General features: G+C 66.7%; 17 protein-coding genes. 5 read left to right on the top strand and 12 right to left on the bottom strand.

What is annotated here, in order from left to right; translation table 11 throughout:
- Positions 1-91 precede the first annotated feature (91 nt).
- From putA to clpS, 8 genes are all read right to left on the bottom strand, one after another.
- Entirely contained in the window at positions 92-3,910 is a 3,819-nt protein-coding gene (putA, locus tag CAL19_RS09465; protein WP_094796639.1) for a trifunctional transcriptional regulator/proline dehydrogenase/L-glutamate gamma-semialdehyde dehydrogenase, read from the bottom strand.
- A 151-nt stretch (positions 3,911-4,061) separates the two neighbouring features.
- Positions 4,062-4,709 (bottom strand): PqiC family protein, encoded by a 648-nt coding sequence (locus tag CAL19_RS09470; RefSeq protein WP_094796640.1) that lies wholly within the window; start codon positions 4,707-4,709, stop codon positions 4,062-4,064.
- Positions 4,710-4,712: 3 nt separating this feature from the next.
- Complete coding sequence (locus tag CAL19_RS09475) at positions 4,713-6,365, bottom strand: intermembrane transport protein PqiB (protein WP_094796641.1); 1,653 nt, start codon at positions 6,363-6,365, stop codon at positions 4,713-4,715.
- Between the two features lie 19 nt (positions 6,366-6,384).
- A complete protein-coding gene (locus tag CAL19_RS09480) occupies positions 6,385-7,686 on the bottom strand; it encodes a paraquat-inducible protein A (RefSeq protein WP_026638000.1) in 1,302 nt (433 codons plus the stop codon).
- A 1-nt stretch (position 7,687) separates the two neighbouring features.
- On the bottom strand, positions 7,688-9,997 hold the full coding sequence (clpA, locus tag CAL19_RS09485; RefSeq protein ID WP_026638001.1) for an ATP-dependent Clp protease ATP-binding subunit ClpA: 2,310 nt from the start codon (positions 9,995-9,997) through the stop codon (positions 7,688-7,690).
- A gap of 56 nt (positions 9,998-10,053) precedes the next feature.
- Positions 10,054-12,255, bottom strand: coding sequence for a penicillin-binding protein 1C (gene pbpC / locus CAL19_RS09490; RefSeq protein ID WP_094796643.1), 2,202 nt, complete (start codon positions 12,253-12,255; stop codon positions 10,054-10,056).
- Positions 12,207-17,381: an alpha-2-macroglobulin family protein gene (locus CAL19_RS09495; protein WP_094796644.1), complete on the bottom strand. Its 5,175-nt coding sequence runs from the start codon at positions 17,379-17,381 to the stop codon at positions 12,207-12,209. Before CAL19_RS09495 ends, pbpC begins: the two co-directional genes overlap by 49 nt.
- A gap of 89 nt (positions 17,382-17,470) precedes the next feature.
- On the bottom strand, positions 17,471-17,791 hold the full coding sequence (gene clpS / locus CAL19_RS09500; RefSeq protein ID WP_026638004.1) for an ATP-dependent Clp protease adapter ClpS: 321 nt from the start codon (positions 17,789-17,791) through the stop codon (positions 17,471-17,473).
- Positions 17,792-18,009: 218 nt separating this feature from the next.
- On the opposite strand from clpS, the gene CAL19_RS09505 reads away from it, so the two are divergent.
- Positions 18,010-18,255 (top strand): cold-shock protein, encoded by a 246-nt coding sequence (locus tag CAL19_RS09505; RefSeq protein ID WP_012249572.1) that lies wholly within the window; start codon positions 18,010-18,012, stop codon positions 18,253-18,255.
- A gap of 118 nt (positions 18,256-18,373) precedes the next feature.
- Positions 18,374-18,862, top strand: coding sequence for a DUF192 domain-containing protein (locus CAL19_RS09510; protein ID WP_094796645.1), 489 nt, complete (start codon positions 18,374-18,376; stop codon positions 18,860-18,862).
- A 56-nt stretch (positions 18,863-18,918) separates the two neighbouring features.
- Here CAL19_RS09510 and pcaF read toward each other — a convergent pair whose 3' ends face one another.
- The 4 genes from pcaF to xseA form a co-directional block, all read right to left on the bottom strand.
- The gene (gene pcaF / locus CAL19_RS09515; RefSeq protein WP_094796646.1) at positions 18,919-20,124 is read right to left on the bottom strand and encodes a 3-oxoadipyl-CoA thiolase; all 1,206 of its coding nucleotides are present in this window, start codon (positions 20,122-20,124) and stop codon (positions 18,919-18,921) included.
- Positions 20,125-20,256: 132 nt separating this feature from the next.
- A complete protein-coding gene (locus tag CAL19_RS09520; RefSeq protein ID WP_051423587.1) occupies positions 20,257-21,642 on the bottom strand; it encodes a chloride channel protein in 1,386 nt (461 codons plus the stop codon).
- Positions 21,643-21,797: 155 nt separating this feature from the next.
- On the bottom strand, positions 21,798-22,376 hold the full coding sequence (gene sodB / locus CAL19_RS09525; RefSeq protein ID WP_026638008.1) for a superoxide dismutase [Fe]: 579 nt from the start codon (positions 22,374-22,376) through the stop codon (positions 21,798-21,800).
- 152 nt (positions 22,377-22,528) lie between these two features.
- Complete coding sequence (gene xseA / locus CAL19_RS09530; protein WP_094796647.1) at positions 22,529-23,896, bottom strand: exodeoxyribonuclease VII large subunit; 1,368 nt, start codon at positions 23,894-23,896, stop codon at positions 22,529-22,531.
- A gap of 344 nt (positions 23,897-24,240) precedes the next feature.
- Between xseA and CAL19_RS09535 the strand changes: the two genes are divergently transcribed.
- Genes CAL19_RS09535 through lpxK form a run of 3 tightly spaced genes read left to right on the top strand, consistent with a single transcriptional unit; the run spans position 24,241 to position 26,320 of the window.
- Complete coding sequence (locus CAL19_RS09535) at positions 24,241-24,861, top strand: MotA/TolQ/ExbB proton channel family protein (protein WP_026638009.1); 621 nt, start codon at positions 24,241-24,243, stop codon at positions 24,859-24,861.
- Positions 24,858-25,271: an ExbD/TolR family protein gene (locus tag CAL19_RS09540; RefSeq protein WP_026638010.1), complete on the top strand. Its 414-nt coding sequence runs from the start codon at positions 24,858-24,860 to the stop codon at positions 25,269-25,271. Before CAL19_RS09535 ends, CAL19_RS09540 begins: the two co-directional genes overlap by 4 nt.
- On the top strand, positions 25,268-26,320 hold the full coding sequence (gene lpxK / locus CAL19_RS09545; RefSeq protein ID WP_094796648.1) for a tetraacyldisaccharide 4'-kinase: 1,053 nt from the start codon (positions 25,268-25,270) through the stop codon (positions 26,318-26,320). The genes CAL19_RS09540 and lpxK overlap by 4 nt, the downstream gene beginning before the upstream one ends.
- Positions 26,321-26,333: the final 13 nt, after the last annotated feature.

The raw sequence follows: 26,333 nt of genomic DNA on the forward strand, positions 1-26,333 counted from the left end.
AGTCCGCAGTGGCGGGCTGCCTGGAAGTAGCACCGAATTTTCAATCAGGTGCAACCCCCGGCGCTATTGGCGATAACCCGTGTACAACCCGTTATCCGATGGACATCAGACTGGCATTGCCGCCTGCTGCAGCCGTGTTGACGCTGATCGAGCGCTCGGCCAGCAGCAGTTCCTGGGCATAGGCCGCGCCGCCCGCCACGGCGTCGGACGTCAAGCCCTGCACGGTCAGTATCGGGCCGCTGCGTGCGGCGATACGCTGGTTCCAGCCACGCAGAGCATCGCCATCGCCTTCAAACAGTACTGCCTGGAAATCGGCGGTGTCGATCTCGGCATCGCCCACCAGGGTGACTGACGCCCCCGCCCCCTGCGCCTCGCGCCACGCCCGCACAACCGGCGTGTCCAGGAACAGCGCGAGATTGCCGGTGGCCTGCACGGCGGCGTACTGCGCACGCACGCCGGCTTCGGTGGCGGGCACGCACAGCACCGTGCCGCGCGGCCGCAGCACATAGGTGTTCTGTTCCCCCGTGGGCCCCGGCAGCGCAAGCGTTCTGGGCAACGGGTCCGACGTCGCCACGCACGGCGGCAGGCCCGGCGGGCGAGTGGCCAGCAGCCGATACAGGTACAGCGGGCCGCCCGCCTTGGGGCCGGTGCCCGACAGGCCCTCGCCGCCAAAGGGCTGCACGCCCACAACCGCACCCACGATATTGCGGTTGACGTACACGTTGCCGGCATGCACGCGTTGCGTCACGTCGTTGATGGTTTCGTCGATGCGACTGTGCACGCCGAAGGTCAGGCCATAGCCGGTGGCATTGATCTGCTCGAGCACCTGGTCGAGCTCTTCGCGCCGATAGCGCAGCACGTGCAGCACCGGCCCGAATACTTCGCGCGTCAGCTCGGCGATATTGTCGATTTCGATCAATGTCGGCGGCACGAACGTGCCGTACCGGCAGCCGGGGTCCAGCTCCACCTGGTCGACGCGATGCCCCGCCGACTGCATGGCCTCGATATGGCGCAGGATGTTGTCGCGGGCGTCGACGTCGATGACCGGCCCGACATCGGTCTTGAGCTGGTCGGGGTTGCCCACGCGCAGCTCGCGCATCGCGCCGCGCAGCATGTGCAGGACGTGGTCGGCGCTGTCTTCCTGCAGGCACAGCACACGCAGGGCCGAACAGCGCTGGCCCGCCGAATCGAAGGCCGAGTCCAGCACGTCGAACACCACTTGCTCGGCCAGCGCCGAAGAGTCGACGATCATGGCATTCTGCCCGCCCGTCTCGGCGATCAGCGGTATGGTGTGCCCGCGGTCATCCAGCCGCTGTGCAAGCGTGTGCGCGATCAGGCGCGCCACGTCGGTCGACCCCGTGAACATCACCCCATCGATGGCCGGGTGCTGAACCAGTTGCGCGCCTATGGTCTCGCCACGGCCCGGCAACAATTGCACGGCGCCGGCCGGCACACCCGCTTCGCGCAGCACGCGTACCGCCTGCGCGGCAATCAGGCACGTCTGCTCGGCCGGTTTGGCAATGACCGTGTTGCCCGCCACCAGCGCCGCGGCCACCTGGCCGGTGAAAATGGCCAGCGGGAAGTTCCAGGGGCTGATACACAACACCGTGCCCAGCGGGCGGTGGGTGTCGTTGTTGAATTCGCGCTCGGCCTGGTCGGCGTAATAGCGCAGAAAGTCCACGGCCTCTCGCACTTCGGCGATGGCGTTGGGCAATGATTTGCCGGCTTCGCGCACGATCAGGCCCAGCAGCGGCTGCATGCCTTCTTCGAGCAGCTGCGCCGCGCGACGCAGGCACTGCGCGCGCTCGCCCACCGGCGTGGATTGCCAGATCGGCGCGGCGTTCCCGGCAGCGCTCACCGCCGCATCGACGTCATCGGCGTCGGCTTCGATGACCTGGCCCACCACGTCGCGATGGTCCGCAGGATTGCGCACATCCGCCGCGCGCGCGGCGTCCCATGCCACGCTGGACTCGCCCAGCATGGGCGCCGCCTGCCATGGCGTGGCGGCGCTTCCCAGCAGCGCGGCGGCAAGCGAGCCCAGGCGATGCTCGTTGGTCAGGTCCAGACCGGCCGAGTTGGGTCGCGCGCCACTGCCCGCCGGGCCGTAGAGCTCGCGCGGCAGCGGAATCTTGTCGTGCGGGGCGCCCAGCGGCGCAATGCGCGAGGCCACGTCTACCGGGTCGGCGACCAGTTCGTCCACGGAAATGCTCTCGTCGCCGATCAGGTTCACGAACGAGGTGTTGGCGCCATTTTCGAGCAGGCGTCGCACCAGATAGGCCAGCAAGGTTTCGTGCGTGCCCACCGGCGCGTAGATGCGGCACGGCCGGTTCAGCTTATTCTGCGATACCGGTCCGACGACTTCTTCATACAGGGGCTCGCCCATGCCGTGCAGGCACTGGAATTCGTACTGCCCGGGGTAATAGTTCTGGCCTGCCAGGTGGTACACCGCCGACAACGTGTACGCATTGTGCGTTGCGAACTGCGGATACACGGCCTCGGGCGCGCCCAGCAGCTTGCGCGCGCACGCCAGGTACGACATATCGGTATAGACCTTGCGCGTATACACCGGATAGCCTTCCAGGCCATCGACCTGGGCTCGCTTGATCTCGGTATCCCAGTAGGCGCCCTTGACCAGGCGCACCATGATGCGATGGCGGCTGCGGCGCGCCAGGTCGATGATGTAGTCGATGACGAACGGAGCGCGCTTCTGGTAGGCCTGCACCACAAAACCAATGCCGTTCCAGCCCTCGAGCTCGGGCGCCAGGCACAGCGCCTCGAGCAGGTCCAGCGATATTTCGAGACGGTCGGCCTCTTCGGCGTCGATATTCAGGCCGATGTCGTAGCTGCGCGCAAGCACCGTTAGCGCCTTCACGCGGGGCAGCAGCTCTTCCATGACGCGATCGCGCTGGGCGCGCGAATAAGTCGGATGCAGGGCTGAAAGCTTGATCGAAATGCCCGGCCCTTCGTAGATGCCGCGGCCCGCGGCGGCCTTGCCGATGGCGTGGATGGCCTGCTCGTACGAGGCGTAGTAGCGGCTGGCGTCCTCGCTGGTCGTGGCGGCCTCGCCCAGCATGTCGTACGAATAGCGAAAGCCCCGGGCCTCGAGTTTGCGATTGTTGGCCAGCGCTTCGGAAATGGTCTGCCCCGACACGAACTGCTCGCCCATCATGCGCATGGCCAGGTTCACGCCCTTGCGCACCAGGGGCTCGCCCCCTTTGCCAATAAGGCGCGTCAAGGCCTTGGACAACGATTGTTCGCTGTTGACCGCCACCAGCTTGCCGGTCAGCATCAGCCCCCACGTGGCGGCATTGACAAACAACGATTGCGATCCGCCCATATGGGCGCGCCAGTCGCCGCGCGAAATCTTGTCGCGGATCAGCGCATCGCGTGTGGCGCGATCGGGAATGCGCAGCAGCGCCTCGGCCAGGCACATCAGCGCGACGCCTTCCTGGCTCGATAATGAAAATTCGTGTATCAGCCCCTCTACCCCGCCGCCGCGGCCCTTGTCGCGCAGCGCCTGCACCAGGCGCGCGGCCATGGCGTGGATTTTTTCGGCATTGGGCATGCGCGCCTGGCCCAACAGTAACGGCACGCATTCGGGCTCCGGGCGGCGATAGGCGGCCGTGATCGCGGCGCGCAACACCGATTGCGGCTGTACGTCCTGGCCGAACTCGAAAAACGGCGGCGTGACCGGGGCGGTGTCGAGATCGGCGCTGTCGAGATCCGGCTCATCGGAGCGGGAAAGATGGGATATTTCGGCAGGCACCTGCCCGCGCTCGATTCTTTCGAGATAAGCCACCAGCGCCTGCTTGTGCAGCCAGTGAGGGGTGCAACCGAGGTTCCGCGCGGCGGCTTTCAAGCGATCACGCAACGAGTCGTCTACTTTGACGCCCAGTGTGGTGCTGGCCATGATTAATGTAATCCTTAGTTCAGTATTCACCCCGCGATACGGGGTCAGCGGCGGCGTCCGGCCATGCACGCGCGCGGCCGCCGCCAAGAGGGACAACCAAGATACTAAGGAAGATACAACCCGGGTTGTATGATGGTTAACCCGTAAGGGTTTACCCTATACTGCAGCCCTCGAGCTGCACATTGGCCGCCGCAGGGGTTGCCCGGGCGCCATCCGATCGGATGGCCGAAGCAATGGTGTCGGCCAAGAGGCGCACCGCCTGCTGCTGGGCCTGAACGAGTTCCGATATGCTCTGGCCCGACGGCTCGACCTGCACCAGGGTACGGCACAGCAAGGATTTGCCGTGTTTGTGGTGCACCGGCCGCACCCGCCAGGTGGCATCCAGGCGCGCCGCGGCGTCACCCACGATGTCAAAGCGCTGTACGTCCACCTGTACCCGCCACACCGGCGTGCCCGGCGAGGGCTGCAGGGCCTGCACGTTCAGCGCGCCCAGATCGCGCGTCAGCACATCCGACAGGGCCGACCGGATCTCGTCGGGCAATGGCGCGCTCCAGCGGTGTGAATACAACGGAGTCAGCGAGTTGTCGGTGGCGCGTTCGCGCAGCATGATCTGCGGCTGGTCGGCCTGCATGGGCACGGAAACCGACGCAATTTCGATCTGGAAACCCGCCGGCGCCGCCGGCGAGGGCCGGGCATCCCGGGCCGGCTGCAACGTGTAGAACTGCGCGGGCGGCGACGTGCTGCAGGCCGAAATCAACGCCGCGGCGGCAAGAAGGGACGCACGGGTATACATACGCATAGGTCAGTTCCTGGAAGCGCCGGGCAACGAATCGGGCCCGCGGCCGCGGATCAGCGCTTGAGGGTTGGCTTGCAGGTAATCGGCCAGGGCCCGGAGCGAGCGCGCCGCGCGCCCCAGTTCCTGCATGGCGCGCTCGGCGTTGACGGGCAGCGCGGCATCATTGGCCAGCAATTCGTTGATGTTGTCCAACGACTGGCGAGCCGCCCGCAGCGTGGCCCGGGCCTCCGGCGCCAGGCTCTTGTCCAGGTTGTTCATCAGCTTCGACGCGCTCGACAGAGTGCTGCGCAGGTCACGGCCGATTTCCTCGAACGGGATCTTGTCGATCTTGGCAACGATATTGGTAAGTTGCTGCTGCAGTTGTTCGAGGTTGCCCGGCACGGTCGGGATCATGAGCGGGTGCGTCAAGTGGAACTGGACAGGCTCGGCCTTGGGGAAATGCTCGAGCACGACATACAACTGGCCCGTCAGCAGGTTGGCTGTGCGCAACTGCGCGCGCAGACCGTGCTGGATCATGGATGCCAAGAGCTTGCCCTCGGCCCCGCCGCCCTCGCGCCTGGCCCGCTCCTGCACCCGGTCGTAGACCGGACCCAGCCGCTCCGGATACAGCGAAGCGTCCACCACGGCGAAGAAGCGCTTCTTGTCTGAATCGAAATCCACAGTGATCTGCGTGACCTCGCCCAGCGCGATGCCCTGGAAGTCGATCGTGGCGCCCACGCTCAGGCCCCGCACCGACTGGTCAAAGCGCATGCGGATAGGCACCGGGTCGCCGTCGGGGTTGGCCTTGGCGTCGCTTTCACTGGTGTAAAGCTGGAATTCCGTGTCCGGCTTGGCCGGTGTTTCGTCGCTGAGGTTGACCGGGGCGAACGCTACGCCGCCCAGCGCCAGCGATACCAGCGATTGTGTGTGCAGTTTCAGGCCACTGCCGTCAACGGTCAGGTCTACCCCGCTTGCATTCCAGAACCGGGTGCCCGCGGTAACGAACTTGTCGTTGGGCGCATCGATGAAAACCTCGACATTGACGGCCTTGCCGTCGTCGTCGAGCTTGTAGCCGATGACGCGTCCGACGGTAATGCGCCGGAAATACACGGGCGAACCGATATCCAGCGACCCCAGATCGTGGGCCTTGAGCATGAAGCGTTTGCCGGCGCGGTCATGCGTGACCGCCGGCGGCGTTTCCAGGCCGACGAACTCGAATTTGGTGGCGGTGGTGGTGGCGCCCGCCCCGTCTGCCGCGTCCACGCCGATATATGCACCCGACAGCAGCGTGCCCAGGCCCGACACCCCGCTGAGGCCCAGGCGAGGCCGCACCACCCAGAAATTGGTGCCTTCGGTCGCCAACCCGGCGGCCTCTTTGCTCAACTGGGCCTGCACGATGACCTTGGAGCGGTCGTCGTTGAAACGGATGTTCTCGACAACGCCCACCACCACGTCTTTGTAGCGCACCTGCGTCTTGCCGACTTCCAGCCCTTCGGCGGTATTGAACTCGATGGCCACCTCGGGGCCCACGGCCATCCAGGTGCGTATCACCAGCGACAGGCCCGCCAGCAACGCGACGACTGGAACCAGCCATATCCACGAAACGCGGCGTTGCCTCTTGCGTGCGACTTCAGGCACATCGATGCCGTCTGTGTCGGATGATCGGGTTTGATCGGCCATATCGTGTTTATTTGTAGGGTTATGCCGTATTGTGCCCGCCCGCGGCGAAACCGCGCTCAGTACCTTGTGGTCCGGCGCCTTGCGCCGCGCGGTCCCATGCCAGGCGGGGATCGAAGCTCATGGCCGCCAGCATGGTAAGAATGACCACCAGCCCGAACGCGCCGGCTGCCGGGCCCGCCGATATTTCGAGAATGCCCCGGAAATGCGCGAGGGCGGACAACAATATCACGACGAACACATCCAGCATCGACCACTGGCCGATGAGCTCGACCATCTCGTACAAGCGCGTGCGCTGCCTGAGGTTGGCCTCGCTGCGCCACTGTACCGCGCACGCCAGCACGACCAAGGCCAGTATCTTGGTAAGAGGCACCACGACGCTGGCCACGAACACAATGAGCGCGATGTCCCAGGAGCCGGTTTCCCATAGCTCGACCACACCCCCCAGGATGGTATGACCGCTGTCGCCCAGGATGGAACCGATGTTCATGATGGGCAGCACATTGGCGGGCACGTACAGTACCGAGGCGGCCAGCAGCAACGCCCATGTCCGGCCCAGGCTGTTGGGCTTGCGGTGATGCATGGCGGCATGGCAGCGCACGCACCGGGCCACGCCCGCGTGTCCGGCGTCTGGATGGCCCATGGCCTGCACCTGCCCGCACACATGGCAGCCGGCCAGCACCTGCCCCGGCTCGGGGCTGGGCACGCGCACCGGCACCACCCCCTGCTGCTCGGCATGCCGCCAGATGGCGTGCGGCGACAGCCGGTCGAGCATGGTCAGCAGCACCGTCAGCGCCCCGAACGCGAACAGGCCCGGCGCCGGGCCGACCCGGGCCATGCCGGCGAGTTTGACCACGGACACCACGACGCCCAGCAGGAACACGGGCACCATGCACCAGGGCCGCAACATGCCCAGCAGCCGCATGGCCGGCCGCAATCCGCGCGGCTCGCGCCCGGACGCCAGCGGCACCAGCACCCAGGCGAGCAGGCACAGTTGCGCCAAGGGCAGCATGAAGCCGGCCAGGCCGGTCATCAAGGCCGTGGCCACGTAACCCTGTTGCCAGGTCATGACCACGGCGTCCAGCAGCGACGCCTCGCGCGTCATGCCGCGCACCGACATCTTGATTACGGGGTAGCCGTTGGCCACCACGAACGTGATGAGAGCGGCCAGCGTGAGCGCCAGCCAGCCAGAGAGGGAGATGCGGCTATAGCGCCAGAGAATGGTGCCGCAGCGCGAGCAAGACGCGGTCTCGCCCGGCTGCAGTTCGTGGCGCCTGAAGATATTGGCGCAGTGTTCGCACGAGATCAGGGGCTCGCGTGTCAAATCAATCGACCAGTTCGACTTCCTGCTTGTCGGGCGCCCCCGAACCCGAGGATTTTCCGGAGCCGTTGAAGCTCAGTTTCACCTTGCCGGCGTCATCGAGGTCGACGGTGACCGTGCCGCCATCGGCCAGTTTGCCGAACAGGAGTTCGTCGGCAAGCGCACGGCGGATGGTGTCCTGGATGAGCCGCTGCATCGGACGCGCACCCATGAGCGGGTCGAAGCCCTCTTTGGCCAGGTGCTCGCGCAGCACGTCCGTGAACACGGCGTCGACGCGGCGCTCGTGCAGCTGGTCTTCGAGCTGCATGAGGAACTTGTCGACCACCCGCAGGATGATATCGCGCGACAGCGGCGCGAACGGAATGATGGCGTCGAGCCGGTTGCGGAATTCAGGCGTGAACATGCGCCGGATTTCGGCCATTTCATCGCCAACCACGCGGCTGTTGGAAAACCCGATGGACGGACGATTCAGCGTCTCGGCGCCCGCGTTGGTGGTCATGATGATGATGACGTTGCGGAAATCGGCCTTGCGCCCGTTGTTGTCGGTAAGGGTGCCGTGGTCCATGACCTGCAGCAGGATGTTGAACACATCCGGATGCGCCTTCTCGATTTCATCGAGCAGCAGCACGCAGTGCGGCTGCTTGGTGATGGCTTCGGTAAGCAGGCCGCCCTGGTCGAAGCCGACATACCCCGGCGGCGCACCGATCAGGCGCGACACCGCGTGGCGTTCCATATATTCGGACATGTCGAAGCGCAGCAGCTCGACACCCATGGTGAACGCCAGTTGGCGCGCCACCTCGGTCTTGCCTACGCCCGTGGGGCCCGAAAACAGGAACGAACCGATCGGACGGTCGGGTTTGCCCAGGCCCGAGCGCGCCATCTTGATGGCGGCGGCCAAGGCTTCGATGGCGGTGTCCTGGCCGAACACGACGGTTTTGAGGTCGCGTTCGAGCGTGGCCAGCTTGCTGCGGTCGTCGTTGGAAACCGACTGCGGCGGAATGCGCGCGATCTTGGACACGATATTTTCGATGTCGACCTTGCCGATGACTTTTTTCTGGCGCGAGCGCGGCAGCAGTCGCTGCGCGGCGCCGGCTTCGTCGATGACGTCGATGGCCTTGTCGGGCAGGTGCCGATCGTTGATGTAGCGGGCCGAGAGCTCGGCCGCGGCGCTGAGCGCGGCTGCCGAATAACGCACGTTGTGGTGCTCTTCGAAGCGGCTCTTCAGGCCGCGCAGGATCTGCACGGTTTGCTCGACGCTGGGCTCGGACACGTCGATTTTCTGGAAGCGGCGCGACAGGGCGTGGTCTTTTTCGAATACCCCGCGGAATTCGGTATAGGTGGTGGCGCCGATGCACTTGAGCTGCCCGGACGACAGGGCCGGCTTGAGCAGGTTGGATGCATCGAGCGTGCCGCCGGAGGCGGAACCGGCCCCGATAAGCGTGTGGATTTCGTCGATGAACAGGATGGCGTCGGGGTTGCCGCGGATTTGCTTCAGGACGCCCTTGAGGCGCTGTTCGAAATCGCCACGGTATTTGGTGCCGGCCAGCAGCGCGCCCATGTCGAGCGCGTACACATGGGCCCCTTGCAGGATTTCCGGCACTTCGCCGCGCGTGACGCGCCACGCCAAGCCTTCGGCGATGGCGGTCTTGCCCACGCCGGCTTCGCCCACGAGCAGGGGGTTGTTCTTGCGGCGGCGGCACAACACCTGGATGACGCGCTCGACCTCGTGTTCGCGCCCGATAAGGGGATCGATGCGGCCGGCCAGCGCGGCCGCGTTCAGGTCGTTGGCGTACTGATCCAGCGGCGACTGGCGGGATTCGCCCGCTTCCTCGGCGCCTGGCTGCTCTTTCGGGGCGGCCGGCGCGTCTTCCTGCGGCTGCTTGGTGATTCCGTGCGACAGGAAGTTGACGACGTCCAGCCGGGTAACGCCCTGCTGTTGCAGGTAGTACACGGCGTGGGAATCTTTTTCACCGAAGATGGCCACCAGCACGTTGGCGCCGGTAACGGGTTTCTTGCCGGTGCCGCCCGCCGATACATGCATGATGGCGCGCTGGATGACACGCTGAAAGCCCAGCGTGGGCTGCGTGTCGACTTCGGCGCCCGTGGGAATGACGGGCGTGTTCTCGGACACGAACTGGCGCAGGTTGCGACGCAGGTCGTCCAGATTGGCGGCGCAGGCGCGCAGGACTTCAACAGCCGACGCATTGTCGAGCAGCGACAAAAGCAGATGCTCTACGGTAATGAATTCATGCCGGGCCGAACGGGCCTCGACAAAAGCCATATGCAGGCTGACTTCAAGTTCTTGGGAAATCACGCTTCCTCCGTAACGCATCGAAGCGGTCGAAATACACGATTCATATTCTAAGCTGATCAGGGCGCAACGCCAGCGATTTCAAAAACCACACGATCGTAACGGCCTTGCTCATCCATCGCGGTTAAGGTATAGCGGCCATTGTGCACCATTGCGAGTTTCAACGGCGCCGATGGCGCGCCCTGCTGGCGCACGCGTCCGTTCAGCATCCACCATACCTGACCTCGCGCGCCCTGTACGCTTACATCCAGTACTACTTCTTGCCGGCCCGGTACCGGTCTCAACACCGACCCGTTGGCCACGCCTGCCAGGCGCAGCGGGCCCTCGGCAGCGTCGGCGTAGCCGGCAAAGCTCGGCGGCACCGTGTCGTCGAGCGCCCACGCAGCGCGCGGCTGCGTGCACGGGCCGGCCGGCACGCCGCCCTGCCGCCATCCATGCGGCCAGCATGTGATCACGGCGCGGACACTGGACGGGCGCGGCGACCGCGGCGCAACGCCGGCAGGCAATGCCGCGACAAGGTCATGCAGCAGCGGCGCGGCCACGTTCGCGCCGAAAAAACCCGGATTGGGAGTGCCGTCGGGCCGGCCCACCCACACGCCGATGGTCCAGGCATCGGTGACGCCGACGGCCCAGGCGTCGCGAAAGCCGAAACTGGTGCCGGTTTTCCAGGCAAGCGCCCTGCCGGTTTGCAGCAGGGGCCGGTCGGGGTGCCCGCCGCCTTCGAGTATGTCGCGCACGATCCACGCCGCCCCTGCGCTGAACATGCGGGACTCGACACGCGGTTGGGCGGGCAACAGGCGCGGCCGGCCGGCCAGGCCGCCGCGGGCCAGCGCCCGGTATGCGCCCACCAATTCTTCCAATGTGGTGCCGGCCCCGCCCAAAATCAAGCTCAGGTTGGGCGCGGCGCCGTCGGGCAGGCGCAAATGCACCCCGCCGGCCAGCAGCATCGAGGCAAAGCGAGCCGGCCCGACGCGGTCCAGCAGATCGACCGCCGGCACGTTAAGCGAACGCTGCAGCGCCTGCGCCACGCTGACCGGGCCGGAAAACGCCGCCTGGAAATTGCCCGGCGCATACCCGCCGAAGGACAAAGGCGCATCGAGCAGCAGGCTTTCGGAATGCACCAGGCCGTCGTCCAGCGCCTGCGCGTACAGAAACGGCTTCAGCGTGGACCCCGGGGACCGCACCCCGCGCACCATATCGACGTGCGCATAGCGGGCGGCATCGGAAAAATCTGCCGAGCCCGCGTATGCCTTGATCTCGAGCGTATCGTTGTCCATGACCAACACCGCCATCGACACCCGGGGCGGCAACGCGGCGACGCGGTCGAGCAACATGCCTTCGGTGGTGGCCTGGATGTTGGAATCCAAGGTCGACGCCACCACGGCAGGCCTGCCGCCGGCCTGCTGCTGCGACACCACGAGCCGCTGGGCGGCCAGGGGCGCAAGCCAGCGCGCCCGCAGGGGCGGCGCCACCACGGTTTCGAGCTTGGCATCGGCCACTTCGGCGCCCGTCCAGCCCCTGGCCCGCATACGCTCCAGCACCTTGTCGCGCGCCGCCCGGGCCGCCTGCGGATGTCTGTCGGGCCGCAGGCGGGACGGCGCCTGCGGCAAGGCCGTCAACAGGGCGGCCTCGGCCGGGCTCAGGTCGATGGCCGATTTTCCCAGCCACAGCCGCGCCCCCATTTCCACGCCCTCGACGATGCCGCCCATGGGCGCACGCGCCAGATACAGGGCCAGGATTTCGTCCTTGCTGTAGTGCCACTCCAGCTGCAGCGCGCGGCCGATCTGGTGCAGCTTGGCAGCCAGCGAGCGCGAAGGCCGCGCCGACAGGTGGGGATCCAGCAAGCGGGCGACCTGCATGGTCAGCGTCGAGCCGCCGGACACGATGCGGCCATGGACGAGCCATTGCCAGCCGGCGCGGGCGAGCGACACCGGATTGACGCCCGGATGCCAATAGAACCAGCGGTCTTCGTAGGCCAGCAGCGTTTCCAGGTAGACAGGCGCGACCTGCGCCGGCGCCACGGGATAACGCCATATGCCATCCCGGCTGGGGTAGGTGCGCAGGGGCGTGCCGTCGGCAGCCACGACCACGACCGCGCCGCCATTGTCGGCGGCCGGCAGCGGAAACAGGCGGTCGAGCGCGAGCAGCAACGCCGCGCCGCCCAGCAGGACCTCGGCCGGCAACGCCAGAATGCGGCGCCACCGCCCCCGGGCTAGCGCGTTGCGGCGGCGCCGCGGTCGCGGATCTCGATGTGCGTCCATCGTTCGCCTACGCCTCGCAGTTCCGGCCGGTACATGTCTTCCGCCATGCTGGACGGCACGGCAAAACGCCCCGGCGTGACCACGCGCGCCATATAAAAGATGTCGACCGGGTGGCGGTTCAGCGCAACGGCGGCCACGTATCGGTCGTCGCGGAACTCGCGGTGCTTGATGGCCGGGTTGGTCATGGCGTCGGCCACCCGGGTGCCGCCGATCTTCCAGTCCTGCATGTCGGGGCTTTGCGAGAGGTTCAGGTTCTCTACCTCGAAACCTGCCGGCACGCGATCGACCACCAGCGCGTCGGGCACGGCCTGGTTGGCCGACACGCGCAGCTTTACCACCAGCAGGTCGCCGGTGCGCAGCGCGCCGCCGTCCCACGCACGTCCGTCCGGCAGATACCAGCTGCGCTGCACGCGGATGGCATCGCTGCGCGGCGCAGGCGGCAGTACCGGCGTGCCTTGCAGATCGAGCTCGATGAACAGCGGTTGCACGCCGGTGTTGGTCAGCTGCAGGCCGGCAAGTGCAGCGCCATCCAGTGCGACGGTGCGGTCGGCCGTTCCGGCCAGCGCCTGCGTCCCGGCGGCGGTGGTCAGCGCGGCCGCCCACGGTTGGGTCGCATCGCCACCGGCGGCCTCCGCCGCCAGCAGCAGCGCCATCTGTTCCTGTGTAGAGAAATAGCTGCGCCCTTGCAGGCGGCCGTCGAGCTGAGTCAGCCAGCGCTCGCGGCCATCCTGCGCCAACTGGTATTGCACCGCCAGCGCATAGGCCTGCGCGTAGTCACGCACCGCACTGCCATAGTCGCCGAGCCACTCATCGGCATAGGCGCTGCCCCCATGCCGCCGCATGCCGTACGGACGGTCCAGGGCCTGCTTGACGGCCTGCTCCATCCGCCCGGCGTCGCCCATTAACTGGAATGCTGCCGCCAGCTGCAACAGCGGCAAGGGAGACAGGGCCCTTTCTTGATACCGGTCGTACAGTTGGCGCACCGTGGAAAGCGGCGCCTGGCGATCGCGGGCCAGCGTCAGCGCGGCAGCGGCAAAGCTGGCGAATCGCCGATGGTCGTTGCGCAAGGTGGCCATATCGTCGCGGTCGATGCGCCCGCTGTCCAGATTGCGGCGCAACTGCTCCGGCCAGGTTCCGAAACGCCCGCCGCTTTGCTGCAGCTGTTGCAGCAACCACGCCTGTGACCGCGTCAGCGCGTCATCGGGTATGGCAAAGCCATGGTCGCGCGCGTCCTGCATGAAGCCCGCCGCGTATGCCGTCAGCCAGATGTCCTGTGACGAACCGTCGCCCCATAGGGAATAGGCGCCCGATGCGTTGCGCATGCCAGCCAGGCGTGCCAACGCGTTGGCGACCTGCCCGGCGCGTTCCTGCTGCGTGCGTCCGGGCAGGCTGTAGCGCCGCGCTTGCGCATCATCGATCAGGATCCAGGGCACGGCGGCGCTGATCGTTTGCTCTGTGCACCCGTACGGATAGCTGAGCAGCCGCTGCACCAGCCGGGTCACGTTGATGGGTGGACGGTTCGACAGGCTCAGGCTGGCGGTGATGGAATCGGTGTAGTAGCCCGAAATCGATGCGCCGCCCGGCGCAAAACTCTCGCCCGGCGCAAGACGCAGGCGTTGCACCCGGTTTTCGGCGGCATGCGCCGGCTGCACTTGCAGCACGGATTCCCGGACGATGTGCACGGGACGCGCCCCGCCCTGCCCGTCAATCTGCAAACGCAGCCGTCCCAGGCCGTACGATCCGGTGGCGGTTGCCACAAAGCGCAAGGTGGCGCGTTGGCGGTCTTTCAAGGTTACGCTGCGCACGCCGTCGTCGATTGCGAGCGGGTCGAGCGCGCGCAGGTCGACCCTGACCTGCTGCGTCGCGCCGCTGAGGTTGGTCAGGTCCAGCGCCACGGCGGCCTGGTCGCCTGGCGTGATAAATCGTGGCGTACTGAGTTCGGCCACGATGGGAGCTGCCACCACCATTTCGGCCTCGGCGCTGCCGTAGCGGTCGTCGGTGAACGCCACTGCCATGAGCCGCAGGGTGCCGTTGAAATCAGGCAGATCCAGCGCAATATCGGCCTGGCCGCTTTCGTCGAGCAGCACAGGGCCGGAAAACAGGTCGACCAGCTTGACCTTGCGAGGCAGGCTGCGGCTGTCGCCGCGCAGGGCTGCATCGCCCCCCCATTTCAGGCGTCCGGTGGCGCCGTCCATTTTCTCGATGAGCTTGCCGTAGATATCGCGCATTTCCGCGGCGTAGCGATGCTTGCCGAAGAAAAAATCCAGCGGATCGGGCGTGGCGTACTGACTGATATTGAGAATGCCCACGTCCACCGCCGACAAGGTTGCCGTGGCCACCCCGCCCGCGGCGCCATCGACCTTGATGCGCACCATGGTGCGCTGCTCGGGCTCTACCTTGGCAGGCGCCTGGAGCGTCACGCCCAGCCGGCGGTCCTCGCTGGCGATGGGCAGGAACGCCAGGCCCACCGCGCGCGCCGGCGTGACGCGGTCGCCCTCGCTGCCGGGGCGGAACACCACGGCCGACACATACAGGTCATGTCGTTTCCAGGCGGGGTCGACAGGAATGTCCAGGACGGTGCCGGTGGCCTGCACCGCAAGCCAGCGCGACCACAACATGCGGTCACCCTCGACCGTCACCAGCGCATGCCCGTCATGCGGAGGCGTCACCGTCAGCCGGACGCTATCGCCCAGCCGCGCCGGCACGCCTTCGAGCTTCATCTGCACGCGGTCCGGCCGGTTGCCTACCGCGTCCGCGTCCTGCGCCCCCCAGCCGGCATAGAAGCGATAGCGCATCACTTGCCCCGTCTGCGGGTCGGCTATCTCGAGCCGGTAGCGGCCCCACCCTACCGGCAGGCTCAGCGAGGTGCGGTCCGGCAGCGCGATGACGCGCGATTCCACCAGTTCTTCGGAGTCGGTATAGCCGCTGTTCCAGCCCCGCTGATCGTCATAGCGCCAGTAATACCGGCGGTGTTCGCGGTACAGCCGCAATTGGGCCTCGGCCAGCGGTGCGACCTTGCCTGCGGCGTCGACACGCACCACTTCGAACGAGGCCGGCGCGCCTTCGCGCGCCACGTCATTGTCAAAGAGCGGCCGTATGGCAATGAGCTCGGCGGCCGGCCACACTGTGCGCTCGATGGAGCGCACCACCGGCCGCCCGCCCGATTCGAGCAGGCTCGCAGACAGCCGCACGCGCAACGGCGAATGGGCCACGCCGGCGCCCTGGGGATCTACCGTCAGGTGCGCTGCGCCCTGCGCATCCAGCTCGCCCTGCGGCAGTTCTTCGTAATGGCGCAGCGTGTCATCGGCGGCGTCGCCGAACAGAAAACCGGGCCACTGCTCGGCCAGGGGATAGCGGTCGCGGCGCACCTGGAAGCTGGCAAGCAGGCGGTTGCCCGCCGCCGGCGCGCCGTACAGATAGTCGCCTTGCACATCGATGTGCCAGGGCTCGCCCGGCGACAGCACGGCCTGCCGGGATTCCAGCCGCAGCTTCATGCGTTCGGGCAGGAACTCTTCCACCTGGAACCACCACGCTGCATCGGGAACGCGGCTGGCCGGATCTACCCGCAGCTCCAGCAGCCATTTGCCGGTTTGCGCATCGGGCGGCAGGTTGATCGGGTGCTCGACATACCCGCCCGCCTGCCCGGAAGGCTGCCACAGCTCGCTGCGCACCACGCGGCCGTCGGGACGCTTCAGGGTGGCGGTAAGCGGCGCCGCCGCAAGCGCGCGGCCATCGGGGTCGCGCGGCAGCACCGACACCTGGAAGGATTCGCCGGGCCGGTAGAGATCCCGGCCGGCATACACAAACAGATTGTTGGGCCTGGACGGATGGCCGCCTATGTCGTATTCGGACAAATCGAGCGCCGGCTCGCCCAGCGCCAGCACGGTCAGCTCGGCTCCGCGCACCGCGCGCAGCAGGCGGGCGCGCGACGAGTCGCCGTCAAAGCTCACATGCCCCGAAGAATCGGCGCGCGTCCGCCCCAACACCTTGCCCGATGCGTCCACCAGCTCGACCTCAGTATCGGTCAGCGGCTGGCCCGAACGCAGCGACATGGTAAAGGCTTCGATGCGATCGGCGTAGCGCCGCGCATGCAGCCCGATGTCGCTGACGTAGAAGTACGTGACCTGGTATTCGTAGCGAAAGCGCCCCGGCTCGCTCATGACCGCCACATAGATGCCCGGCTCGCGCAACTCGGCAATGTTCTCGACCGGAAGATATGTGACATGCCGGCGGTTGGGACGGTCATCGGTCAGGAAACGGCCCTGGTAGACACTGGTGGTCAGGCTGTGCAGCCGGTCCAGGTCCCAGTTGCTGACCGAGCCCTTCAGGCTGCGGTTATCGGCATAGCGCCATTCGTCGTCCTCGTTGTCCTCGCCGTTATCGGCCCGGCTGTCGCGCAGGCCCAGCACCCTGTCGAAAAAGTCCGGCATGCGCTCGGGCGCGACGCGCAGGAACTGCACGTCTACCTCGGGGATATTTACGGTAGTGATGGGAAGGCCGCCGTTCTGCCCGGCCGGCAGCACCACGCCACGGCTGGCAAAATAGAACGAAGGCGGCATGGCCGGGGTCTGGACCGTGCATTGGTGGCCGGCGCCCAGCGTCGCACCCTGCGCACCCGGCATAGCGGCCTGAATCCGCACCGCGTAGCTGCGCTGCGGCAGCACGTACGGAAAGTACACCATGCGCGGGTTGTCACCCACTACCCAGACGCCCTGCACCGGCTTGCCCGGGCCGGGGTTCGTATCATTGCCCTTGCCTGCGGCAGCGGAACCGGCCGTGCCGCCTTCGCCCTCGTCTTTGGCGGGCCCCGCGTCCATCACCGAAAAAAAGCTGTCCAGCGATGCCCGGCGATCCACCGGCTGGGTGAAAGTCACGGCCAGGGCCAGGGTATCGTTGTACTCGCGCGCCTGGCAGTCCAGCACGCCAAACGGATCGGCGCGCCCCACCGTGGCAGCCGGCGGCATGGCAGGCGAAGCCGCCGAAGGCGGTTTTTCCGTGGAACTGCCGGCCTGGCCGGAGGTGCCGTACGTGGGCGGCACGACAGCGCGGCCCGCCAGCCACCCCATCCCCAGTGCGACGGCAAGCAATACCGCCAGGATACCGAGTGTTCCCCTTTTCTGACTCATGACATGCCTTATGCAGCGTATGCGGGCGCGGCGCGCCCCGGACCGGCGACAGGCATGCGCCCGCGGCCAAGCAGGTACAGCGGGTCTTTCTATTCTTGTACGGGTTCCATGACACACTGCAGCGGATGCTGGCGCGCGCGCGCGTACTGGGATACTTGCGCGATGCGCGTGGCGGCCACGTCGCGGGGATACACCCCACAGGCGCCGCGGCCTTCATGGTGCACCTGCAACATGATGCGCGTGGCGTCTTCCGGGTTCTTGCCGAAGAACTTCTGCAAGACCTTCACGACGAATTCCATCGGCGTGTAGTCATCATTGAGCAGCACCACTTGATACATCGGCGGCGGCGCGGCGCGGGCGGGCGCCTTCTCCACATGCAAGTCGTGCTGGCTATCCAAGGTGGTACTCATAAGGCGGGATTCTATTGAAACTGGGGCCGACAACGCCAGTACTTAGCCAAAGTTATACGGAGAAATGCGTAGTTTCCACACTTGACTCGTTACAGAAAAGCAGAGCATTATCGGCGCATTCGGGGGCGGGTCGCCGCGGCGACGTGCGCCCGGAAGCCGGAAGGCTCCGGTGTGGCCGCTGCCTTCTGTCAAACATACGATTCAATGAGGCAGTCCGCATGTCTGATACGACCGCAACCGCCGTCCAAGGGGACAATCCCAAATCGACGGGTACCGTCAAATGGTTCAACGATGCGAAGGGTTTCGGCTTCATAACGCCCGATGACGGCGGTGAAGATTTGTTCGCGCATTTTTCGTCCATCCAGATGAACGGTTTCAAGACCCTGAAAGAAGGCCAGAAAGTGGCTTTCGAAATCATCCAGGGCCCTAAAGGCAAGCAGGCACTGAATATTACGTCGGCCTGACGCCCATTATCTGCTGTACAGCGCCGCACGCGGGCCGGCAGGCCGGCGTTGCGGCGTTAATGCCCGGGCGGGGCGCAATGCCCCGCCCTGCTGTTATTGTCCGCCGTTTTCCCGCTACATGTCGACCCATCGCCCGTTGTCTTTGCCTCGCCTGTTGACGGGTGCGGCCGCCGTTGTTGCCTTGTGGCTGGGCCTGCCGTGCCATACAAGCGCGCAATCCGGCCCCGTCACCGCACAGCCGCCGCTGCCCGTGGCCAAGCTCACCGCTGGCATCCACGTCATCCAGGCCGAACTCGCCGATACCGAAGAATCCCGTCGCATCGGACTGATGCACCGGCAGAGCCTGCCCGACAACAACGGCATGCTGTTCGTATTCGACTCGCCGGACCTGCAGTGCTTCTGGATGCGCAACACGCCCCTGCCGTTGTCCATCGCCTTTATCGCCGATGACGGCGTGATCGTGAACATTGCCGACATGGCGCCCCAGACCGACGACGCGCACTGTTCGGCGCGGCCGGTGCGCTATGCGCTGGAAATGGCCCAGGGCTGGTATGCCAGGCGCGGCATCAAAGCAGGGAATCTGATCAAGGGCCTGCCGCGCAATTGAGCGGCCGTCAAACAAAAAGAGCCGGCAAGCCGGCTCTTTTTGCGCATGCCGGACGATTACACGCGCTCGAGCACCAGCGCGATGCCCTGGCCCACGCCGATGCACATGGTGCACAACGCGTAACGCCCGCCGGTGCGGTGCAATTGGTTTACGGCAGTCGTGGCCAGGCGGGCGCCGCTGGCCCCCAGCGGGTGCCCCAGCGCGATGGCGCCCCCGTTGGGGTTGACGCGAGGATCGTCATCGGCAATGCCCAGATCGCGCAACACGGCCAGGCCCTGGGCCGCGAAGGCCTCGTTCAATTCGATGACATCGATCTGGTCCAGCTTCAAACCGGTGAGCTCGAGCACCTTGCGCGTGGCCGGTGCGGGGCCCATGCCCATGATGCGGGGCGCCACGCCCGCGGTGGCCATGCCGACAACCCTGGCGCGCGGGGTCAGCCCGTGGCGGGCTGCGCTCCGCTCGTCGGCCAGCAGCAGCGCGGCCGCGCCGTCGTTGACGCCCGAGGCATTGCCCGCCGTTACCGTGCCGCCTTCACGCACGACGCCTTTCAGGCGCGCCAGGGATTCAAGGCTGGTCTGGCGCGGATGCTCGTCTTTATCGACGATGACCGGATCGCCTTTTTTCTGCGCGATCGACACCGGGGTGATCTCGGCGTCGAAAAAGCCTTCCTGCTGCGCGCGGGCGGTTTTTTGCTGGCTCGCCAGGGCGAACTTGTCCTGGTCTTCGCGGCTGATGTTGAAATCGTCCGCCACGTTTTCGGCGGTTTCAGGCATCGAGTCCACGCCGTACTGCGCCTTCATGAGCTTGTTGACGAAGCGCCATCCGATGGTGGTGTCATAGATGGCGGCATCGCGCGAAAAGGCAGTATTGGCCTTTCCCATGACAAAGGGCGCACGCGTCATGCTTTCCACGCCGCCGGCCAGCATCAGGCCGGCTTCGCCGGCACGGATGGCGCGCGCGGCGGTGCCCACGGCATCCAGCCCCGAGCCGCAGAGACGGTTGAGCGTGGCGCCCGGAACTTCGATAGGCAGCCCGGCCAGCAGCGCGGCCATGCGAGCCACGTTGCGGTTATCTTCGCCGGCCTGGTTGGCGCAGCCCAGGATGACGTCGGTCAGTTCTTCCCAATGCACACCGGGATTGCGCGCCATCAGTGCCTTGATGGGAATGGCGGCCAGGTCGTCGGCGCGCACCGGCGCCAGGGCGCCGCCGTAGCGGCCGAAAGGAGTACGGATGGCATCGCAGATGTAGGCATGCACAGTCATGGGTCTGGCTCGACAGTAGATAAAAAGTCTTGAACTCAGCGATGTTACGTCAGGCGCCGGCGGCGCAGTGCGACAGCGGCCGCGCCTGTCCGCATGGCGGACATTGCCCGCCTAGCGAACACCAGCCGGACACTACGGGGCGCGCTCGCGGCCCGCGCGCGCCGCGTCGAGCTGCGCCTGGCGGCGGAAGCGCCCTGCGGCAAAGTGGTAGAACGGCTGCGGGCAGAACTGGCGCGCAACCAGCGATGCGGATAGCGAGCCGATCAACAGCCAGAACAGCATCGGCTGGCTGCCGGTCATTTCCATCACGATTACGCTGGCCGTCAGCGGAGATTGGGTGGCTGCGGCCAGGAATGCCGCCATGGATATCAGCACCAGTACGCGCCGGTCGATGTCCCCGCCTGCCAGGTCCCACAAATGCTGGCCGACGCCGGCGCCGGCGGTGAGCGCAGGTGTGAAGATGCCGCCGGGAATACCGGCCCAGTACGACACTACGGTAGCGGCGATCTTCGCCAGGCCGAACGCCGCCGGGCCTTCGGACTCGCCAGCCAGCAGGCCGCCCGCCACGGCGTAGCCCGTGCCGTACACCGTGTGCTGGCTGAGCGCGCCCAATACGGCCAGCGCCAGGCCCATCGCCGCCGCAGTCCAGATCGGGTGCGAACGGATCCAGGCGCGCCATGCTGCAGGCGCCATGCCCGCAGGCCCCTTGCTCAGCAGGCGCCCGAACACACCGCCCAGAATGCCGTTGACCAGCCCGCACAGCAACACCCACAACGCCATATAGTGAGGCAATGCCTCACCCTGGAAGATGCCGAAATAAGGGTTGTTGCCCGCCAGCGCCACGACCAGGAAACCCGAAGCCAGCACCCCTATCAGCACCAGCCGCTGCCAGCGCAACACCGTGCCGCGCCCGAGTTCTTCGATGGCGAAGATCACGCCGGCCAGCGGCGCATTGAACGCTGCGGCCAGGCCCCCTGCCGCGCCAGCGGCCAACAGCTCGTTGGCATGAAAACCCCGCAGCGGCACGCCCAGCCGCTGCCAGAAGCGGCCCCAGGCCAGCATCAGCGCGGCGCCGACCTGAACCGACGGACCTTCGCGCCCGGCCGAAGCGCCGGCCGCCAGACCCAGGAAGGTAAGCGGAATCTTCCACAACGTCTGGCGCAGCGACACCAGGCTCGTCTGCGCCGGCCCGGGCGCCATCGACAACGCGCCGATTACCTGCGGAATGCCGCTGCCCGCCGCATTGGGCGCAAGCCGGATGGTGGCCCAGCGCAACAAGGCAAACGCCGCAGGAATCAGGATGAATGCCGCCCAACCGTAATCGGCCACCCAGGCGCGGTTCCACTCCAGCGCCAGATCGGCCAGTTGGGCAAAAGCCAGCGCGACCAACGCCACCAGCGCGGCGCCGCCCAGCAACAACATCAGGGGCATGCTCTTGCGAGACAGCCGCCGGGTCTGGCGCGCCTTGCGGCGCGCAACGATAAGCAAACGCGAAGACACTGAATGCGATATCGACATGGGGCACGGGGAACAGGAATGCTGCGTCCGGCGCGGCGCAGCCAGGCGCTACCTTACCATCGGGCCGACGGGTCTGGCGGTGTCGCGCCGGCTGCGCCGCCAATAAAAAACGCCCGGCCGGGGCCGGGCGCCTTGCCAGACACTGATGCTCGGGATCAGGCGTAGTTCTTTGCCGCGAAGTCCCAGTTGACCAGCGCCCAGAAGTTTTCCAGGTACTTGGGTCGCGCGTTGCGATAGTCGATGTAGTAGGCGTGTTCCCACACATCACAGGTCAGCAGGGGCTTGTCGTCGGTGGTCAGCGGCGTGGCGGCATTGCTGGTGTTGACGATATCGAGCGAGCCGTCGGCCTTCTTTACCAGCCAGGTCCAGCCCGAACCGAAGTTGCCGGCGGCGGACTTGTTGAAGGCTTCCTTGAAGGCGTCGAAGCTGCCCCATTTGGCGTTGATGGCGTCGGCCAGTGCGCCCGAGGGTGCGCCGCCGGCGTTGGGAGCCAGGCTGTTCCAGTAGAACGTGTGGTTCCAGACCTGCGCTGCATTGTTGAAAATGCCGCCCGACGACTTCTTGACGATTTCTTCGAGCGTGGCGTTTTCGAATTCGGTGCCGGGAACCAGGTTGTTCAGGTTCGTGACGTAAGTCTGGTGGTGCTTGCCGTAGTGAAACTCGAGCGTTTCTTTCGAGATGTGCGGAGCCAATGCATCCAGGGCATAAGGCAGGGGGGGAAGAGTATGTGCCATTTGGGTTCCTTCTTTGTTGAGTGCACGATCAAGCGCTGCCATTGTATCGGCCTTGGCCGGCGTGCGGCAGCTTAACCCTGTTCGGGCGCAGGAATAGCGTCGCCAGGCGGCGATGCGGCGCCCTGCCCTCGCATGTCGGCGCTGTGCGCCGCTCAGGTTTCTGGGCTGTCGCTGCGCGGCTCGACGACATGTACGCGCGCCGCGCCCGCCGCGAACTTCAGGTCGAGCTCCTGCCCGCCCGCCAGCGCCGCGCCATCACGCACGATGCGGCCCTGCGCGTCGCGCGCAATGGCATAGCCGCGCGCCAGCGTGTGCTGCGGATCCAGCGCGCGCAACTGCGCGGCCACCGCCGCGATGCGCGCCCGCCGCGCATCCAGATGTCGCGTATGCGCCTGGACCATCCGGCGCGCCAGCGAATTGAGCCGTTCGCCCGCCCGCCCCGTATCAGGGGTTGCGTGCGCCAGGCGCTGCACCGCGAGATCCAGGCGCGCGGCGCGACGGCCATGCGGCCTGCCCCACGCGGCGGCGAGACGGTGCCGCAACGAGTTCAGGCGCTCGGCCTGGTGCGCCAGGCGGCTCGCCGGCGAGATCAATTGCGCTGCCGCGCGATCCAGCCGCTGGGCCGCGATTTCCAGGCGGCGCTGTTGGGCACGCGCCAGGCGCCGGGCCGCCTGACCTACCTGCCCCAGCAGATCGGCGCGCGGCACGCACGCCAGCTCGGCTGCGGCGGTGGGTGTCGGCGCGCGCAGGTCAGCCACGAAGTCGACAATGGTGAAGTCCGTTTCGTGGCCGACGCCGCTGATCACCGGGATCGGGCTGGCCGCCACCAGCCGCGCCAGCGTCTCGTCGTTGAAGCTCCACAGGTCTTCGATACTGCCGCCGCCGCGTACCAGCAACAGCGTGTCCACTTCCTGGCGTGCATTGGCGGCCTGCAGCTGCGCGGCCAGCCGGGCCGCCGCATCCGCCCCCTGCACCGGCGCGGGATAAATCACCACGGGCACTTGCGGCGCGCGACGCGCCAGCGCGGACAGCACGTCGCGCAGAGCCGCCGCGTGCAGCGAAGTGATGACGCCGATCGCCCGGGGCAGCGCCACCGGGGTGCGCTTGGCGGCCGGGTCGAACAGGCCTTCTGATTCCAGTTGCGCCTTCAGGCGCAGGAACGCCTCGTACAGATTGCCCAGCCCGGCGCGCCGCATGGCGTCGGCCTGCAATTGGTAGTCGCCCCGCGGCTCGTACAGCGACACCCGGGCGCGGACTTCTACCTGGTCTCCCGCGCGCGGCACGAACCCCACCGCCGCGGCGCGGCTGCGGAACATCACGGTGCGCACGGCAGCACGGCTGTCTTTCAGCGTGAAGTACCAGTGCCCCGACGCAGCCTGCGTAAAGTTGGATATCTCGCCACGAACCCACACCACCGGGACATTTGTCTCCAGCAACTGCCCTACTGCTTGGTTCAGCTGGGCGACCGTCATGATATCCCGCGTAAATACGTGGTTTTTTACGGGAAATTCAATTGTCATAAGGCTTTCCGGCGGGATATCTGTCCACAGGGCTTGGCGGGCGGGCCCCGATGATATCTCAACGCGCCGCAGCAATTGCGCCTGCCCGCAGCGCTAGCAAATTCGTATCAAGTGTTTGATTTTCAACAATAAATCGAATCTGCCCTTGCGAGCTCCGCTGGCGCGACCCAGCGCAAAAGCAGCATTTATCCGCCTTTGCCGGAAGTTTTGCACAGAATTATCCACAAAAATTGTGGATAGTTGCATTGCCGGGAAGCGGTCTTGCCACGAGCGGCCCAGGGCCGTTACAGTTCGCCCTTGAGCCTGGCCGCCCGAAGCGCGCGGCCATTCCAGGAGCTTCAGACTTGCTGTCCATTTTCCAAGAGGCCGGCTGGCCGATCTGGCCGCTGCTCGCCACGTCCGTGCTGGGCCTGGCCCTGATCGTCGAACGCTTTCTCTCGCTGCGGCGCAGCCTGGTCATGCCCCGCGGGCTGGCCGACCAAGTGGCGGAAATGCAGCGCAACGGGCAGGACGCGCCGGAAGCCCTGTCGCGCCTGGAACGCAACTCGCCGCTGGGCCGCGTGCTGGCCGAGGTGCTGCGGCATCGGCACCAGCCGCGCGAGGTACAGCGCGCCGCCGTCGAGGATGTGGGGCGCGCAGTCGCCCACGATCTGAACCGGTACGTTGCGGCCCTGGGTACAGTGGCGGTCATTGCGCCGCTGATGGGTCTGTTCGGCACCGTGGTCGGCATGATCGAAATCTTCGGCTCGTACACGCCCACAGGCGGCGACCCCGCGCAGCTCGCCCGGGGCATTTCCATCGCGCTCTACAACACCGCGTTCGGCATTCTCATCGCCATTCCGGCAATGATCGCCCACCGCTACTTTCGCGGACGCGTCGACAGCCTGGTCAACGCCATGGAGCAGATTGCCGCCCGGGTGGCGCGCGCAGGCGCGCTGGCGGCGCCGGGCGGCCGCCAGCCATGAATTTCCGGGGCACGCGCGGCAATGCCGACGATCTCGAGATCAACCTGATCCCGCTGATCGACGTACTGCTGGTCATCCTGATCTTCCTGGCCGCCACCACGTCGTTTACCCGCTACACGCAACTGCAGGTCCAACTGCCCGAAGCGGCCATAGAGCTCGAAACGCCGCCGGCCATCGAAGTCGCCATCAGCCGCGACGGCCGCTACGCGGTCAACGGCACGCTGGTGGATGCGCCCGACGCCGCCGACATGGCGCAGGCGCTTTTGCGGGCCGCCGCCGGCCACAGCCAACCGCTGTTGCTCATCAACGCCGATGCGCAGGCCACCCATCAATCGGTGGTCAATGTCATGGAAGCCGCGCGCATGGCCGGTATCGGCAGGGTCAACTTCGCGGCCCAGAACGCCCGGTGAAAGCCGTCGACCGCGCCGCATTCGCACAGCGCCACTGGCAGCGCAACAGCTGGCTGGCCCGCTTGCTGCAACCTCTGGCCGCTATCACGGGCTGGCATGTCGAGCGGCGGCGCGCCCAATTTCGCGCCGGCCGGCGAGCCGTGTACCGCGCGCCGGTGCCGGTGGTGGTCATCGGCAACATCTACGTAGGCGGCACGGGCAAGACGCCGGTGGCCATCGCCACCGTACAGGCGCTGCGCGCAAGCGGCTGGACGCCGGGCGTAGTCAGCCGCGGCTACGGCGCGCAGGTCGGCCCGCAGCCGCGCGTCGGCCAGGGCGAGCTTGCGCCGTCCGACTTCGGTGACGAGCCGGCGCTGATCGCGCGCACGACCGGGGCGCCGGTGGCCGTTCATCCGCGCCGTGCGCTGGCCGCCCAGGCGCTCCTGGCGCGCCACCCCGAAGTGGACGTGATCGTGTCCGACGACGGGCTGCAACATCTTGCGCTGGCCCGCGACATCGAAATCGTGGTCCAGGACGAACGCGGCCTGGGCAACGGCCGCCTGCTGCCGGCCGGCCCCTTGCGCGAGCCGGCCTCCCGGCTCGAATCGGTGGACGTCATCATCACCAATCGGGCGCCCGGCACGCCCCCGGCGCATCATGCCGGCGGGCCCCGGCGCGCCGACATGTGGCTGCAACCGGCCGACGCCCGCCACCTTTCGAGCGACACGCGCCGTCCGCTTGCCGACTTTGCCGATGTGGCCCTGTTCCCTTCTGTGGCCGCGGCGGCCGGGATAGGCAACCCACAGCGCTATTTCGCAACACTGCGGGCGGCGGGGCTGCGGCCCGATCCCTGCCTGGCCTTGCCGGACCACTACGATTACCGGCGATCGCCCTTCGAATCGGTCGGCGCCGCAGCCATCCTCATCACATCCAAAGATGCGATCAAATGCCGCGGCCTGAACGACCCGCGCCTTTGGGAAGTGCCCGTAGAAGCGCATTTTTCCGATCCGGAACTATTCCACTGGCTGGCGGCACGCCTGCGACACGCAATCGGCGACGCCCCGCGCTGAGGCGCCCCAAACT

This window comes from Bordetella genomosp. 7 (assembly GCF_002261265.1).
Classification (GTDB): Bacteria; Pseudomonadota; Gammaproteobacteria; order Burkholderiales; family Burkholderiaceae_B; genus Bordetella_A.

Bases quoted from the DNA above. Each gene is read 5' to 3' on its own strand.
- putA (WP_094796639.1), bottom strand. From the start codon at position 3,910: ATGGCCAGCACCACACTGGGCGTCAAAGTAGACGACTCGTTGCGTGAT.
- CAL19_RS09470 (WP_094796640.1), bottom strand. From the start codon at position 4,709: ATGCGTATGTATACCCGTGCGTCCCTTCTTGCCGCCGCGGCGTTGATT.
- CAL19_RS09475 (WP_094796641.1), bottom strand. From the start codon at position 6,365: ATGGCCGATCAAACCCGATCATCCGACACAGACGGCATCGATGTGCCT.
- pbpC (WP_094796643.1), bottom strand. From the start codon at position 12,255: ATGGACGCACATCGAGATCCGCGACCGCGGCGCCGCCGCAACGCGCTA.
- CAL19_RS09495 (WP_094796644.1), bottom strand. From the start codon at position 17,381: ATGAGTCAGAAAAGGGGAACACTCGGTATCCTGGCGGTATTGCTTGCC.
- clpS (WP_026638004.1), bottom strand. From the start codon at position 17,791: ATGAGTACCACCTTGGATAGCCAGCACGACTTGCATGTGGAGAAGGCG.
- CAL19_RS09505 (WP_012249572.1), top strand. From the start codon at position 18,010: ATGTCTGATACGACCGCAACCGCCGTCCAAGGGGACAATCCCAAATCG.
- CAL19_RS09510 (WP_094796645.1), top strand. From the start codon at position 18,374: ATGTCGACCCATCGCCCGTTGTCTTTGCCTCGCCTGTTGACGGGTGCG.
- pcaF (WP_094796646.1), bottom strand. From the start codon at position 20,124: ATGACTGTGCATGCCTACATCTGCGATGCCATCCGTACTCCTTTCGGC.
- CAL19_RS09520 (WP_051423587.1), bottom strand. From the start codon at position 21,642: ATGTCGATATCGCATTCAGTGTCTTCGCGTTTGCTTATCGTTGCGCGC.
- sodB (WP_026638008.1), bottom strand. From the start codon at position 22,376: ATGGCACATACTCTTCCCCCCCTGCCTTATGCCCTGGATGCATTGGCT.
- xseA (WP_094796647.1), bottom strand. From the start codon at position 23,896: ATGACAATTGAATTTCCCGTAAAAAACCACGTATTTACGCGGGATATC.
- CAL19_RS09540 (WP_026638010.1), top strand. From the start codon at position 24,858: ATGAATTTCCGGGGCACGCGCGGCAATGCCGACGATCTCGAGATCAAC.